General features: G+C 45.2%; 11 protein-coding genes. All 11 read left to right on the top strand.

Translation table 11 applies throughout. The features are described 5' to 3' along the window. Positions 1–6: 6 nt before the first annotated feature. On the top strand, positions 7–1551 hold the full coding sequence (gene tssC, locus PR725_RS04505; RefSeq protein WP_115167003.1) for a type VI secretion system contractile sheath large subunit: 1545 nt from the start codon (positions 7–9) through the stop codon (positions 1549–1551). A gap of 22 nt (positions 1552–1573) precedes the next feature. Next, a complete protein-coding gene (tssK, locus tag PR725_RS04500; protein WP_004912456.1) occupies positions 1574–2911 on the top strand; it encodes a type VI secretion system baseplate subunit TssK in 1338 nt (445 codons plus the stop codon). After that, on the top strand, positions 2908–3564 hold the full coding sequence (tssL, locus tag PR725_RS04495) for a type VI secretion system protein TssL, short form (protein ID WP_004912460.1): 657 nt from the start codon (positions 2908–2910) through the stop codon (positions 3562–3564). The genes tssK and tssL overlap by 4 nt, the downstream gene beginning before the upstream one ends. A 2-nt stretch (positions 3565–3566) precedes the next feature. After that, positions 3567–5303, top strand: a complete 1737-nt coding sequence (locus PR725_RS04490) for an OmpA family protein (RefSeq protein ID WP_272567777.1) — start codon at positions 3567–3569, stop codon at positions 5301–5303. Positions 5304–5305: 2 nt separating this feature from the next. Then, positions 5306–5797: an Hcp family type VI secretion system effector gene (locus PR725_RS04485; protein ID WP_004912469.1), complete on the top strand. Its 492-nt coding sequence runs from the start codon at positions 5306–5308 to the stop codon at positions 5795–5797. A 167-nt stretch (positions 5798–5964) separates the two neighbouring features. Continuing rightward, a complete protein-coding gene (gene tssH, locus PR725_RS04480; protein ID WP_117162404.1) occupies positions 5965–8625 on the top strand; it encodes a type VI secretion system ATPase TssH in 2661 nt (886 codons plus the stop codon). 25 nt (positions 8626–8650) lie between these two features. Further along, a complete protein-coding gene (locus PR725_RS04475; RefSeq protein ID WP_117162405.1) occupies positions 8651–9178 on the top strand; it encodes a DUF3304 domain-containing protein in 528 nt (175 codons plus the stop codon). 7 nt (positions 9179–9185) lie between these two features. Further along, the gene (locus PR725_RS04470) at positions 9186–9698 is read left to right on the top strand and encodes a DUF3304 domain-containing protein (protein WP_117162406.1); all 513 of its coding nucleotides are present in this window, start codon (positions 9186–9188) and stop codon (positions 9696–9698) included. Then, positions 9674–12220 (top strand): T6SS phospholipase effector Tle1-like catalytic domain-containing protein, encoded by a 2547-nt coding sequence (locus PR725_RS04465; protein ID WP_272567771.1) that lies wholly within the window; start codon positions 9674–9676, stop codon positions 12218–12220. The genes PR725_RS04470 and PR725_RS04465 overlap by 25 nt, the downstream gene beginning before the upstream one ends. 57 nt (positions 12221–12277) lie before the next feature. Continuing rightward, the gene (locus PR725_RS04460; protein WP_117162408.1) at positions 12278–14677 is read left to right on the top strand and encodes a type VI secretion system Vgr family protein; all 2400 of its coding nucleotides are present in this window, start codon (positions 12278–12280) and stop codon (positions 14675–14677) included. Position 14678: 1 nt separating this feature from the next. Next, entirely contained in the window at positions 14679–15461 is a 783-nt protein-coding gene (locus PR725_RS04455) for a DUF4123 domain-containing protein (protein WP_258922523.1), read from the top strand. Positions 15462–15507 lie beyond the last annotated feature (46 nt).

Here is a 15507-nt window from a genome sequence, read left to right as displayed (position 1 = left end):
AGGATTATGCTGATGTCTGTAAAAACTGAATCAACCCAAGGTGCAACGACTGTACTTGATGATACGTCTAATCATGGTGTTTATGCTTCTTTATTTGAAAAAATTAATTTAACCCCTGTTGCTACAATCAGTGATATTAATGAATTCCAAGATAATGCTGCACTAGCGGATGCAACTGCGGATGAACGGGTCACGGTTGCTGTTCAAGTCTTTTTAGACCGTTTAAAATCATCCGGTCAAAAAGTGGAACGTTTAGACCGCAACTTACTTGATCATCATATTGCTGAACTTGATAAGCAAATTAGTCAACAACTTGACGAAGTGATGCACCATCAAGACTTCCAAAAAGTTGAATCTACTTGGCGTGGTTTAAAATTCCTCGTTGATCGCACTGACTTTCGTCAAAACGTCAAAATTGAGCTACTGGATATCGCCAAAGATGACCTACGCCAAGATTTCGAAGATAGCCCGGAAATTATCCAAAGTGGCCTTTACCACCATACCTACATTGCGGAATATGACACTCCAGGTGGTGAGCCTATTGCAGCGATGATTTCTAACTATGAATTTGATCGCAGCCCTCAAGATATCGCCTTATTACGTAGTATCTCTAAAGTCTCCGCATCTGCCCATATGCCATTTATTGGCTCTGTTGGACCAAAATTCTTTGGCAAAGAAACCATGGAAGAAGTGGCTGCAATCAAAGATATTGGTAACTACTTTGACCGTGCTGAATACATCAAATGGAAAGCCTTCCGTGACTCGGATGATGCCCGTTATATTGGTTTAACCATGCCGCGTGTATTGGGTCGCCTACCTTATGGTCCAGATACTGTACCTGTTCGTAGCTTCAATTACGTCGAAGAAGTAAAAGGGCCAGATCACGAGAAATATTTGTGGACGAATGCCACATTTGCCTTTGCTGCCAATATGGTAAAAAGCTTTATCAATAATGGCTGGTGTGTGCAAATTCGTGGCCCGCAGGCAGGTGGCGCAGTGAAAGATTTACCTATTCATTTATTTGATTTAGGAACAGGTAGTCAGGTCAAAATCCCATCTGAGGTGATGATCCCAGAAACCCGCGAGTTTGAGTTTGCGAACCTTGGTTTTATCCCGCTGTCTTACTACAAAAACCGTGATTACTCCTGTTTCTTTTCTGCCAACTCAGCCCAGAAACCAGCACTGTATGACACCGCTGACGCAACTGCAAACAGCCGTATCAACGCCCGCTTACCGTATATTTTCTTACTGTCTCGTATCGCCCATTACTTGAAGCTTATTCAACGCGAAAACATTGGTACCACCAAAGATAGACGCCTCCTTGAATTAGAACTCAACAACTGGGTGCGTGGTTTAGTGACTGAAATGACCGATCCGGGGGATGATTTACAAGCCTCTCATCCTTTACGCGATGCAAAAGTGGTTGTCGAAGATATTGAAGATAACCCTGGCTTCTTCCGCGTGAAACTGTATGCCGTCCCACACTTCCAAGTCGAAGGTATGGATGTTGATTTATCGTTAGTTTCACAAATGCCTAAAGCCAAAGCCTAACGGTTCATAAAGGTCATTCAGGATGAAAATCTACCGTCCCCTATGGACAGACGGGGCCTTTTTGGCCCCTCAGCAATTTCAACAACAAGCCCGTTGGGACAGCCATGTCGCTGAAGTCGTTGCTCAAATGGGCATTGCCTCAACGTGGGGGGTGATTAGCGCGGAATTTGATGCCAGTGCTTTAACCTTATCTCGCGTTAGCGCACAAAAAATGGTTGTGCGTTTCCATGATGGCACACTTATTGATACCACTCTAGCTGATGCGCTTCCTCCTGTGTTATCCCTTGCTGACTACGCAGACCGCCAGTCGTTAGACATCGTTTTAGCATTACCTTTAATGCTAGCAAATGGTGGCAACTTAGCCTCTGAAGCGGGTACCGATCGCCCTCGTCGATTTAGTCAAGAGTGGGTTAAAGTTCAAGATCTGCTCGGACATGAGGAAACGGATATTGCCGTATTGCGTCATGTGGCAACGCTACGTTTTGCCCATGATGAGAATGAAGCCTATATGACCTGTCCGGTTGCACGGCTTATCCGCAACGCTCAAGGGATGTGGGAATTCGACAACCGTTTTATTCCCCCCTTGCTTGCTTGTCAGGGTAGCCTTGAATTACGTTCATTACTCTCGGAGTTTATGCATAGATTAGTAGCTAAACGCCGCCGTTTAATGGCGCTACGTCGCGAAAGTAATGAAAAAATGGCCGACTTTGTGGTTGCTGATGTCTCATTATTTTGGCTATTGAATTCACTAAACAGCGCTGAACCCGTACTCAATGAACTCGGGTCTGCATTACATCGTCATCCTGAATTACTCTACCGAGAACTTGCTCGTTTAGCAGGGAGCTTATTAACCTTCTCTTTAGAACATAAATTGGAAGATATACCACTATACAAACATGAGCAGCCTGAGCAGGTTTTTCCACCGCTTTTTTCTTTATTAAATACGCTACTTGAAGCCAGCTTACCTTCGCGTGTTATCAGTATTGAATTAGTAAAAGAAGGTCCATTCTGGAAAGGTCAACTCCATGACGGTCGATTACGTGAAGAAGCCGATTTTTACTTATCGGTTCGCTCATCATTACCGGCTCACTTATTAATCGCTCAATTTCCACTCCTTTGCAAAGCGGGTAGTAGTGATGATGTGGCTGACGTCGTTAATGTGGCACTCAATGGTATTCCATTGAAACCGCTCAGTCATGTCCCAACGGCGGTTCCTCTTCGCTTAGAAAATCAATATTTTGCGCTAGATATTGAAACACCTGCGGGTCAAGCCATGCTCTCTTCTGGGCAGTGTGCGTTCTATGTTCCAAGCACGTTAGGTGACATTCAATTAGAGCTGTTTGCGGTACTTCGCTCATGAACAATACAACATCGCACCATACTATCGACATGATCTTCGCTCAAACTTGGCTGATGGTTTGCCAATTACATCAAGGCACTGCCATCACTCAAGGGGATAGTTTTTATCGTCGTGTTTGCCAACTCATTGATGAAACACGCCAAAAATTACTCGAACATGGCTACCCTGAATCCGCCATTGAACATATGCAATATGCCCAATGTGCGCTAATTGATGAAAGCGTGATGAATCGCCAGCACCAAGATGATGGGTACAACACTTGGATCCAATCTCCTTTGCAAGCCCGCTACTTCAATACATTAGAAGCGGGAGACAAACTTTGGGATCGCCTACGCAGCATTTTAAACGAAACCGCCCCGAATCCTGACGTTTTGCTCTGTTTTCATCGTGTGCTTACCCTCGGGTTTGTCGGTAAGTTTCGTCAAAAAGAAGCGCCAGAACGTGAGCGGATCGTCGCTCAACTCAATGTTCAACTTCCGGACTATCTGGTCACTTCAGAATTACCTCTCGTCGTAAAACCTAAATTACGGTTTAGCCGTCGCAGACTTTACTGGTTTGGTTGGATAGGCGGCATTCTCATACTCGCCGCCATGTGGTGGGGGTTCAGTGCTTCGCTAGAACATTTACTACAACAGTGGATGACACAAGGATAGGCATGCAAAATCCAATCAAACCGTGTCTGACGCTTTTTGCTACGGGACTTTTCTTGTGGCTACTTTGGGGGTTTTGGTCTCTAGGGCAAAGTGTCTCCATTTTTGTTTCCGTCTTCGTCTTAGTACTGACGGGTGGAATGTTGTTTTGGCAATATAAACAACGACGCCAAGTGTTATCCACTGAACATGATTATACAGGTGCATTTCCTGCTGATAATTATCAGGGGCCTGTCATTTTAGTTTGTGGTCAATCTCAAGCGCTATTTCTGGATGCCCAATTACACAGAGAAACAAATCAAGGTTGGTATATTCGTGTATCCGCGCCCACTGAGCTCGTTAAATTGATTGCCGCATTGGTGGAATATGCCCCATCGCTATCTGGGCACTTATCCTTACTATACGTTGTATTACCCGAGCAACTGACACAACAAGAAACCCTAACACAAGCGCTACTCAATTGGCGTCGAGCTATTGGGGAAGGTCGTCAAAAAATCGGTGCTAAATTGCCATTTTGGGTAACGGTATACCTTTCTAAACCTCATTACGCTGATACCGCTATGCATGTTGATGATGAACATACCCCTTGGATGACGTTACTCAGCCACCAAACTGAATTTCAGGTGGAGCAAGAAGGTACAATGTCAGTCCCTTACTCTGTGTGGCTACCCACGCATATCGGTCAGTCAGAACAAAGCCTGCAATTTTCTCTATGGCTAGATACCTTACAAAGCTGGCTAAACCAAGTTTTAGTTCCTCAATTCATACTACCTCAAGCTGGAGCACCGAAACAAATCCCTTCAGCATGGGCTATTCAGTGGATTGATATCACTAGCCAACCAAACAATTTATGGCAGCAATTTATTCAAGAAAAAACCATGCTGCCTCTATATTCATCAATTCAAACTACTGATTTGCTACCTTTGCCCGATGTAATGTTGCGTCGCTTACACCATGATATTAGCTTAAGCCGTACAGAAAGAACCCTCGGCGCTATCGGAATTATTTTTGGTGTTTTCTTAATAGGCACATTAATCGGAAGTTACTACCATAATCAGCAACTCATTCGTCATATTGGTGAAGATATTGCGCGTTTTTCGCAACTGTCAGATACACCACTTGCACCAAAACAGACTGCTTACCAGCAACTGCAAGATGATGCAGCTCAATTAGCGCGCTGGGAACGCGAAGGAGTCCCAACCTCTCATTCTTTAGCGTTATATCAAGGAGCGAGAATATTACCCTACTTGCACACACTATTAAATGGTTGGGCGCCCCCACCGCCTCCTGCGCCTATCATTGTTCAAAATGCCCCCGAAATAGTCAGCCTTGACAGCTTATCGCTATTCGATGTGGGACAATCGTCGCTAAAAGCAGGTGCCACCAAGGTTTTGGTCGACGCCTTACTCAATATTAAAGCGAAACCCGGTTGGTTGATTGTCGTCTCAGGCTATACCGATAACACCGGAAACCCAGCACTCAACCAAACACTATCCCTGAAACGCGCCGAATCGGTCAGAGATTGGATGATAAAGACCAGTGATATCAGTCCAGCCTGTTTTGCCGTTCGAGGAGATGGCCAGAATAACCCTGTTGCCGATAATCAAACCGCTGAAGGCCGAGCGAAGAATCGGCGCGTTGAAATACGACTCATCCCTCAGGCAGATGCTTGCCAAGAGACAGATAATCAAACCGTGTCACCGATGGACGATGACACACATTCGACCCGAAAGGAGAAGTAACAATGGCTATTCCTGTTTATTTATGGCTAAAAGATGACGGCGGCGCAGATATCAAGGGCTCTGTTAATGTACAAGACCGTGAAGGCAGTATTGAAGTGGTCGCACAAGACCATAACCTGTACATCCCAACCGATAACAATACCGGTAAGTTAACGGGTACACGTATTCATACCCCGTTTATTTTCGTGAAAGAAATTGATGCATCAAGCCCTTATTTGTACAAAGCGGTAACGACTGGCCAAACCTTGAAAGAAGCCGAATTCAAATGGTACCGCATTGATGATGCAGGACAAGAAGTCGAATATTTCAATACCAAGCTCGAAAACGTCAAAGTGGTCAAAGTCGCGCCAAAAATGCACGACATTAAAGACCCTAATAAAGAGAAGCACAACCATCTCGAAGAGATTGAGCTGCGCTATGAAAAAATCACTTGGACATACAAAGACGGCAACATCATTCATTCCGACTCGTGGAATGAGCGTGCTACCGCTTAATTAAGACAAGCAGGCGTTTCGGCGTCTGCTTTTTTGTACGTATTCGTACGCCGATGACACACAACACACAATTTATCTTGATACCTAATGAACCTCGGTTAACGGTTAGGGGCGGTAGCGTTCCTTGCTGTCTCTAACCATTTTCCCCCCAATACAAGAGAGAGAATATGGACAATTCATCCGTGATGCTATTACGTCGCCTAAACCCTTACTGTGCCAGCGCATTAGAAGCGGCAGCTTCACTCTGCCAGACACGAGCGCATGCGGAAATTACCATTGAACATTGGTTGCTCAAATTATTGGAAATAGGGGAAAGCGATATCACGGTGTTAGCTCGCCGCTATGAATGGGATATGTCAGCCCTTTGGCAGAGCTTATTGGCTAAAATCGATAGCTTACCGCGCTCTATCCATAGCCGCCCCTCCCTCTCAAAATCACTCCTCAACTTAATTCAAAACGCTTGGGTGATAGCCTCATTGGATGAAGATATCGAGCACATTCGCAGCGTCCATATTCTTGCGGCGATTGTGAAGCAACCCTCTTTAGTTCCGAACGACGCCCTTTGGCCATTAATGACCTTAAGCATCACACAATTACAACGCTTAAGACCGATGCTTGATGCGCAATCCGATGAGCGCCCTGAAGTGCAGCAACTTGCGGTACATAATCAATCTTTACCGGCAGAAGCGCCACTTGAAACGCAATCAACAAACGAAACTCCAGCACCGAATGTCATCGGTAACACACTGAACGATGCCTTACTGGCAGTGCTGAATAAATTTACGGTGGATGTCACCGATAAAGCACGCGAAGGCGCGATTGACCCTGTCTTTGGACGTGATGACGAAATTCGCCAAATGGTGGATATCCTCTCCCGCCGTCGCAAAAACAACCCCATTCTCGTGGGCGAACCGGGGGTGGGTAAAACCGCCTTAGTAGAAGGTTTAGCTCTACGCATCGTTGAAGGCAACGTTCCTGTCAGCCTGCAAACCACATCATTACGCACATTAGATTTAGGGCTACTGCAAGCGGGAGCTGGCGTAAAAGGCGAATTTGAACAGCGCCTAAAAAATGTGATTGAAGCCGTACAACAATCCCCGACTCCGATTTTACTGTTTATTGATGAAGCTCATACCATCATTGGCGCAGGCAACCAAGCGGGTGGCGCGGATGCCGCTAACTTGCTCAAACCCGCTCTTGCCCGTGGTGAATTACGCACGATTGCCGCAACCACTTGGTCTGAATATAAGCAATATTTCGAGCGTGACGCCGCTTTAGAACGCCGCTTCCAAGTGGTCAAAGTCGATGAGCCCGATGATGAAAAAGCCTGTTTAATGCTGCGTGGATTAAAACCTCGCTATGCAAAATATCACGGTGTTCACATTACCGATGATGCGGTCAAAGCCGCTGTCACCTTATCTCGCCGTTACTTAACTGGTCGCCAACTCCCCGATAAAGCTGTGGATTTACTCGATACCGCCAGCGCTCGTATCCGCATGAGCCTCGATACACTCCCTGAAGAACTGACGCGTTTAAAAGCCAAGCGTAATGCCTTAGAACTTGAGCAGCAAGCGATCCTTGATGACTTAGCCATTGGCAACACCACCAACCAATCCCTGCTGAGCGAATTAGTCACTCAAGATGCGCAAATCGCCCTACAGCTGACTGAGTTAGAACAGCGTTTTGAGCAAGAAAAAAATCTTATCAGTGAGCTCTTAGAACAACGCCGTCAATCCCAAGATGTCAGCAATATCCAATCACAGTTAGAACTCGTACAACAAAATGAACCGCTGATCACTCCGGATGTGGATGTCAGAACCGTTGCCACCGTCATCGCGGATTGGACAGGCGTGCCATTATCCAGCCTCTTAAAAGATGAACAAACCGAGCTACTTGAGTTAGAAGATTCGCTTAGCAAGCGTGTCGTGGGTCAAGAAAATCCATTATTGGCGCTTGGACAACGGTTACGTGCGGCGCGTACAGGACTCGCTTCAGAAAATGGCCCGCAAGGGGTATTTTTACTGGTTGGCCCGAGTGGTGTAGGGAAAACCGAAACTGCCTTAGCCTTGGCAGATGTCCTATTTGGTGGCGAAAAATCCTTAATTACTATCAACATGTCTGAGTATCAAGAAGCCCATACCGTCAGCCAATTAAAAGGCTCGCCTCCAGGTTATGTGGGTTATGGTCAAGGCGGGATTTTAACGGAAGCTGTTCGCAAGCGTCCTTATAGCGTCGTATTACTCGATGAAGTGGAAAAAGCCCACCGTGATGTACTTAACCTGTTTTATCAAGTCTTTGACCGTGGTTTCATGCGCGATGGCGAAGGCCGTGAAATTGATTTTCGCAATACCGTGATCTTAATGACAGCCAACTTGGGCAGTGACTTGATCATGCAACAACTCGAAGAATTCCCTGAGTCGACCGACGGCGAGTTACAAGAACTGCTGCGCCCAACCTTGCGTGACCACTTCCAACCTGCATTACTTGCCCGCTTCCAAACCCTAATTTATCGCCCATTAGGCCCTGTGGCACTGCGCCAAATTGTTGAAATGAAACTGGGTAGCGTCATTAAGCGTCTCTACACCCACTACAAGCTTGAGGGTATTATCGAAGAAGCGCTGTATGACACCCTCGTGAGCGCCTGTTTATTACCTGACACCGGCGCCCGTAATATAGACAGCCTGCTTAACCAACAAATTTTGCCAGTACTTAGCCAACAATTACTCATGCGCCAAGCCAACCACCAGCAAGCACAAAGCCTGACTTTGGGGTATAGCGAAGAAGATGGAATAATCCTAACGTTTGAAGATATTAACCGTGTTGACTAAATACTCTTAATCTCAAAGGGTTCCAATGAAAAAAACCTTAGTCACCAGTGTACTTTGCATTGCCCTATTCAGCATAATGGGCTGTTTTCCCGAGAAGAAAACAAAAATGCTACCTGCCAATATTTGGGGTTTTAACCATGTCAAAGACACAGCGGTTAATTGGTATACAGTGAATGGTGCCTATGGGCGAGGCGCAACGGGTGCCTGCTGTGTAATGGTGCCGGAAAAATGGACGCCTAACCAAACTGTGGTCGTGGAATGGGAGGTAGACCCAAATCCTTATCCAACTGATTCTCCGGGTGTGACTGACCCTAAATTTGAAGCCTATATGGAAAAACATAAAGCCAATTACCGCCGCTACCGCAAGGAAGTGCCCATCCCCCAATATGATGACGCCTGTGATGTACATGTGCATTTTTTACCTTGCCAAGAGGTAAAAATCACCTTGTCTTGTTTGGCTACTCGTCACCCTGACTACCCAATAAAAGAACCGAATCATATGGAGGAGCCTGCCGAATGCCCAACCAACGTGACCACGCCACTTCCTCAATGAGGTTAGTATGAAAAAAATAGCCCTTATCGGTACCGTTTTAATGGTGATACTGGCCTTAACCGCCTGCTCACCGGAGAAAAAAACCAACATGTTGCCCGCCAATATTTGGGGCTTTAACCATGTGAAAGACACTGCCGTTAACTGGTATAAAGTCAATGGCGCCCGAGGTCGCGGGGCAACTGCATCCTGCTGCATCATGGTGCCAGAAAAATGGACGCCAGACCAGACCGTATTAGTGGAATGGGAAGTTGACCCCAATGCCTACGTTAGCTCTCCCCCTATGGGAACAAAAGAATTTAGCGATTTTGTTAAACAACATGAGGCCAATTATCGCCATTACAGCAAAGTCGTTCCGGTTCCGCAGTATGATGAGGCCTGCGATGTCAAAGTCCATTTTCTGCCCTGCCAAGAAGTGAAAGTCACTTTGTCCTGTTTAGCCACTCGTCATCCGGATTACCCAATAAAAGAACCGAATCAAATGGAGGAACCCGCTGAATGTCCATCACAAACCTCAAACTGATCGCTTTAATTAGTGGTGCTAAAAGCATAATTGCTAGAAAGCAGGTTACTCATGGAGATCCTTGCTGGGCTCCGCCTCTATTTCCTAAGCAAGGTCGTTTGCCTCTCTCTAGAAAAACACTCGAAGCCAATATCGGAAAAATTGAAGATAAAGAGCTTGATCACCGCCAAAACTTTCCTCAAAAAAACCGTAACCCGTGCTGCAAAACAGTGCATGTTAGTTTGTTTTTTGATGGTACTAATAATAATGAAAACAATGATACAGCAGCCAAGCACCCTTCCAATGTGGCTAAACTGTACCACGCCAGCGCACCTAATGATGATGAGGCTATCAACAATGGTTTCTTTGCTTATTATTTACCTGGCGTTGGAACACCGTTTCCTGAAGTCCACACTAATGAGTATTACAGTAACGGGCTAACCTTTGCCACAGGGGGGGAAGCTCGAGTAAGTTGGGCATTAATGAATGTTTGCAATGCGTTACATTATGAAGTGACTAAAACTGAGATAACTATTGCGGAACGGCGCCGTGTGTTAGACAACATCAGTACCCGCACGGCTGAAGGAACCTATACTAACGGTACCTATGATACGAGCCTACCCTCATTTAATCATTACAACCCTATATATGGAATTTTTGAGCTACTTAAACCAATTAAAGATAAATTATTAACTCACACCCCTAAACTAGTGGCACTAAAACTGTATGTTTATGGCTTTTCCCGCGGATCTGCTGAGGCTAGAACCTTTGTCTATTGGTTAGATAGACTACTCGGTAACGCTCATCATTCTGCAAAGCAGATAGACCCACAACATGTTAGAGGGTATTTATACGGCATTCCCGTTTCAGTGGAGTTTTTAGGGTTATACGACACCGTCGCTGCTGTGGGGATTGCCAACGTAGTACCGATGATGACAGGGCATAATGGTTGGGCTGGTGGTACTCAGCAGTTACCAAAATCTGATTTAGTTAAATGTTGTTATCACATGACTGCCGCCCACGAACAGCGCCAATCCTTTTGTTTGGATTCAGTTCGAACTCCTGAAGGAAATTACCCTCCCAATACTTATGAAATAATTTACCCTGGTATGCACTCAGATGTGGGAGGTGCGTACCCTGTAGGCGATCAAGGAAAATCACGAGATAGCGCTAGTGATATACTCTCCCAAATAGCTCTTCATGATATGTATGCTGCTGCCATTGATGCCGGTGCTCCATTGGCGATTTCGCCTGAAATCTTTGCATTATTACCTCAACAGCGGCAAGAATCTTATCTTTTTAGAAAAATGACTAATGCCTCATATATCGAATTTGAATTTTCTGCCAATCTCGTTGATAAGTTCAATTCTTGGCTAGCCCATACTTTGCCAGAAACAATAGATACCCCACCACGCCAAGCTGAGCAATGTTTTCTGCCACCGCGCTTTGCCACTGCGAGCCTTGAAAGCGTCATTGAAGATCAGTTAATCCTCATCACCGCTTGGCGTATTGGCCGCTACGCTTCAGAGCCTCATTCGGCCATCAATTTAACGCAGCAGGCTTTTTTCCAACAGGCACCTCAGCACGCTAAAATTACTGCACAGCCTTTTGAACCAGACTTCGGTCACCAAGCCGTTGATGCACTGACGGAGGAGTACCACGATACTCAGCAAAAAATTCAAAAAAGAGCGGACAAAAGGAAAAAGGAAAAAGAGATACAATCCGATTTAAAAAATTGGGTTGCCACCAACGTAGGAACGCCAACCTTTGATGCCACCAATGCTCGAGGGCAATTATGGGAGGCATCACTAGAATTTGCTGCTGACTATGCAGGGAAACAACGCCCTGACCCTTTAATTGATATTTCACGTCGCCGAACGCAAGCAGATTGCATACGGGATGTACAAACCTATATAGGAGCAGCTGCAAACTGTGAATTATTACCCAAACATAGTTTTCCTATTTCCGTTTCAAGTCAATCCTACTTATTACAGCTCCTTGATGGCAAAGTTGAAGAGTTCGCCTTTATCCTCACCAATCAATTTGAACATGAAGAATATGAGCAGCTCAAAATCGCGAGCCAAAAGCTGTTTGCAGATATCATTTCACCTCAACTTTATGGCGTAATACAACAGCCTGAATTAACCAAAATAATTTCATTATTTGATGACTATATCCACGACTCTCGAGCTTGGTTTATGCATTCAGAAAGTGGCGTGAGAGAGCCCTTTTCCAGCTACTTTTTATCACGAATGATTTACTTTGGTGACCATTGGAATAAATCCCTAAAGATTATCACTCAAGAACAAACAACGGGTATTCCCGTAACGCTGACTTCAGCGCTCGCGTTCTATTATATTCCTACATATGGGATTCGGTTATACAACCAAAAAACCAACCAAGAAGTGCCCTTTGATGACAGCCGTTTTCCACCTGCTAGCAATAAAATCATCGTATTTATCCGCGAAATTATTAAAAAACGCCAAGAACAAGCCTACCGAAATACCGCCGAACAAATGCGAATCATCGCAGTAGCTAAATAACCGATATCTTTTCGTTATTGGTTTATTGCATTGATAAATAACTTAGGGAGCCACATCATGAGCTTAATGGATACCAGTACAGCTTTACTCCAGGGTCAAAACCGCTATCGCCTAGAAGTGCAAGGCTGCTCAGATTTACTGGACGTTGAACATTTTACAGGGCGTGAAGCCGTAAGCGACACCTATCGCTACCAAATTACGTTTACTTGTTCTGCCCAAGACCTTTTGCCACAACAACTGCTGCGCCGCAATGCTAGCCTGACCTTTTCGGCACCGATAAATAACCTAATGGGGCTCGCCACTCAGCCTAGTGTTGCCAAGCGCGTTCATGGGGTGGTTACGGATTTTCGTCGTCTCTCTGGCTCTGCGGATGAAGCGCGCTATCAGTTAATTATCGAACCTTTTTTTGCGCTGCTGCGCCATCAAATTCGCAGCCACCGTTTCTTTATCAACCAATCTGTGCCGCAAGTAGTTGAACAAATTTTACGCGAACACAATTTCAAAGGCTGGGAGTTCGAGTTTCATCTCGAAAAAGCGTACCCAAAACGCGAACAAATCAACCAAATTAACGAAAGCGACCGCCAATTTATTGAGCGCTTACTCAGTGAAGTGGGGATTTTTTATCGCTTTGGTTTACAAGATGATACCCAAACCGAGGTACTTCACTTTACCGATAGCCAGCGCGGCTATGTGTATGACAAAACGCTGCCATTGAATAGCCCATCTGGGCTGAGCGATAACCATGTCGACAGTGTTTGGGGATTATCTTTACGTCATCAAGTGGTTGAAAGCAGCGTGTTTACCAAAGACTATAACCACCGACTGGCAGAAGATACCTTGATATCCACCGTTGCCGATATGACACGCGGTGATGGGGAGAAAACTAATTACGGCGATGTGTATCATTACAAAGGCCGCCACCTCACCCGTGGTGATAAAATTCGCCCTGAAACTGAAACCGCTAACTTCTGGGCAAGACTCGATCACGAGCGCTTTTTAGCGAGACAAACCTTGCTACGCGGGCAAAGTAGCGCGGCAGACCTGACGCCATTATTGGTATTAAACATTCAAGATAACCCGCTCAGTTCGACCTTACCGGCCGTCTTTAAATCACCGATTTTAATTACGCGATTACGCTTTACCGCCAGCCGAGATAAAGCGCTGACTGTTCGCTTTGACGCCGTGCCATACACTGAATCACTGTGTTGGCGTCCTGCTCTAAAACCACGCCCTGTCATTGCCGGAACATTAATGGCACGCGTCACCAGCGCAAAAGACCACGACATTTATGCCCACCAAAATGAACATGGTTTTTATTGGGTCAAATTCGACGCGGATCGTGATGATAAAACCAAGGGCTATGAAAGTATGCCCGTACGTTTGGCAAAACCTTACGCTGGCGATACGTATGGGATGCATTTCCCTCTAATTCAAGGGACTGAAGTCGCCATCGCCTTCCATGAGGGTGACCCAGATCGACCTTATATTGCCCATGCACTGCATGACTCCCGCCACCCCGACCACGTGACGGATAAAAATAACACCCGTAATGTGATCCGAACGCCTGCAAATAACAAACTGCGCATGGAGGATAAACGCGGGCAAGAGCATATTAAGCTCAGCACCGAATATGGTGGAAAAACCCAGTTAAATCTGGGGTATTTGGTGAATGCCGAACGCGAACAACGCGGTGACGGTTTTGAGCTGCGCACCGACAGCTGGGGCGCGATTCGCGCGGGTAAAGGGTTGTTTATTACCACCGATAAGCAGGATAAAGCTGGTGGTGATGTGTTGGCGATGGCCCCTGCAATATCACTCGTAAAAAGTGCAAACAATCAATTGGCCAGTTGGGGAGAAATCACCAAACAGCATAAAAACGTATCTCCAGAGCAGTACAGTTTAAAAGCACTCCAAAAAAATACAGAAAACTTGACCGCTCCTGCTGCGTTAATGCATGCGACAGACGGAATTGGGCTGGTTACTGAGCAGTCAATTTTGCTGCAAAGTGCGCAAGCACATTATTCTCAAAGTATGGGCGAAATGCATATTGCCAGTGGCGAGCATGTCAGTGTGAATGCTAGTCAAAAATTATCGATGCTCTCGCAAAAAGAAGGAGTTCGTCTCGTCTCGGGTAATGGCCCTTTAGAAATAGAATCACACGGCGATAAGCTTGATGCGATTGCACTGAAAGATATCACAGTGCAATCAACCCAAGGGCATATCCAGCTCACTGCAAAAAATGGCATAACTTTAGGTAGTGGCGGTGGGTATATCCACATTTCCCCTGATGGGCAAATAGAAATACATAGTCCAAACCGTATCAGCCTAAAAGGTCAGCATGTCTGGGATGCCCCTCAGGCTAAAAATTTCCCATTACCTGACTTGCCACAGTCTGTTTGTAAAGAATGTTTGCAAAAGGCACATGAAAATGCAGCAGGAGTGATGATCCGTGAATAATATGAAAAATAATATGTCTCTAGAGTTAGCCAACTCTTGGTTAGAAAAATTACACGCCATGAGCGCCCAAGCCAAAAATACTTATATTGATATTATCATTGACCAAGCGGGTATGCAGTCCCCACTAATTCCAGCGTTGAGAACATTAGGTACTGACATAAATTGGTTCTCCCTATTCTCCGGTATGCCTGAGGACGCTTTCCTTGATGATTCCCCTTTACTGATTCGTTTCAAATGGGATAACGATGTACATGTAATTCTCTTAACAGAAATTTTGGCCCACCACTATCATTCATCACGAATTTTGGTGGTTATTTCTTTATTACCTTTCGATACTCTTGCGAGGTTTTTACAGGCATTGGTTGAGTTCAATTGGGAAAATCAAACCGGAATTTTACGCTTTTATGATCCCCGTATTTTCCCTGAACTGATTAAGCACGTTTTAAATGTTCAAGAAGGTCGTTATTTCAGTCAACTCGCCTATATGTGGAGCTGGATAGATAAAGATGGAGAAATGAGCTGGTTACAAGGTGATTTCTTTACTGATATTGAAGAAGTAGATCCACCCGCACTGACAATTGATAGCAAACAGCTTACTAAGATAGGCTGTATTAGTGATGCTCTCCAATCAATGTCTTTATCTGAATTTGAAAATCCCCATTTAACTCGAGAAGAAAATTTTACACTACTCTACACGCTTTCATTGCAAGCTTATGAAAGCGATTTTATTGGCAATACAAATGATTATATTCTTCAACACCTTCCTAAATTACCGACATCATAGTTGTAATAAAACTGGTGAATTTTATTTTCCATAGAATGAACAAACT

It is taken from the genome of Providencia sp. PROV255, from assembly GCF_028478065.1.
Classification (GTDB): Bacteria; Pseudomonadota; Gammaproteobacteria; order Enterobacterales; family Enterobacteriaceae; genus Providencia; species Providencia rettgeri.
This window is presented reverse-complemented; position numbering and strand designations above follow the sequence as displayed.

Coding starts and splice junctions, on each gene's coding strand:
- PR725_RS04475 (WP_117162405.1), top strand. CDS start 8,651: ATGAAAAAAACCTTAGTCACCAGTGTACTTTGCATTGCCCTATTCAGC.
- tssL (WP_004912460.1), top strand. CDS start 2,908: ATGAACAATACAACATCGCACCATACTATCGACATGATCTTCGCTCAA.
- tssH (WP_117162404.1), top strand. CDS start 5,965: ATGGACAATTCATCCGTGATGCTATTACGTCGCCTAAACCCTTACTGT.
- PR725_RS04460 (WP_117162408.1), top strand. CDS start 12,278: ATGAGCTTAATGGATACCAGTACAGCTTTACTCCAGGGTCAAAACCGC.
- PR725_RS04465 (WP_272567771.1), top strand. CDS start 9,674: ATGTCCATCACAAACCTCAAACTGATCGCTTTAATTAGTGGTGCTAAA.
- PR725_RS04455 (WP_258922523.1), top strand. CDS start 14,679: ATGAAAAATAATATGTCTCTAGAGTTAGCCAACTCTTGGTTAGAAAAA.
- PR725_RS04470 (WP_117162406.1), top strand. CDS start 9,186: ATGAAAAAAATAGCCCTTATCGGTACCGTTTTAATGGTGATACTGGCC.
- PR725_RS04485 (WP_004912469.1), top strand. CDS start 5,306: ATGGCTATTCCTGTTTATTTATGGCTAAAAGATGACGGCGGCGCAGAT.
- tssC (WP_115167003.1), top strand. CDS start 7: ATGCTGATGTCTGTAAAAACTGAATCAACCCAAGGTGCAACGACTGTA.
- tssK (WP_004912456.1), top strand. CDS start 1,574: ATGAAAATCTACCGTCCCCTATGGACAGACGGGGCCTTTTTGGCCCCT.
- PR725_RS04490 (WP_272567777.1), top strand. CDS start 3,567: ATGCAAAATCCAATCAAACCGTGTCTGACGCTTTTTGCTACGGGACTT.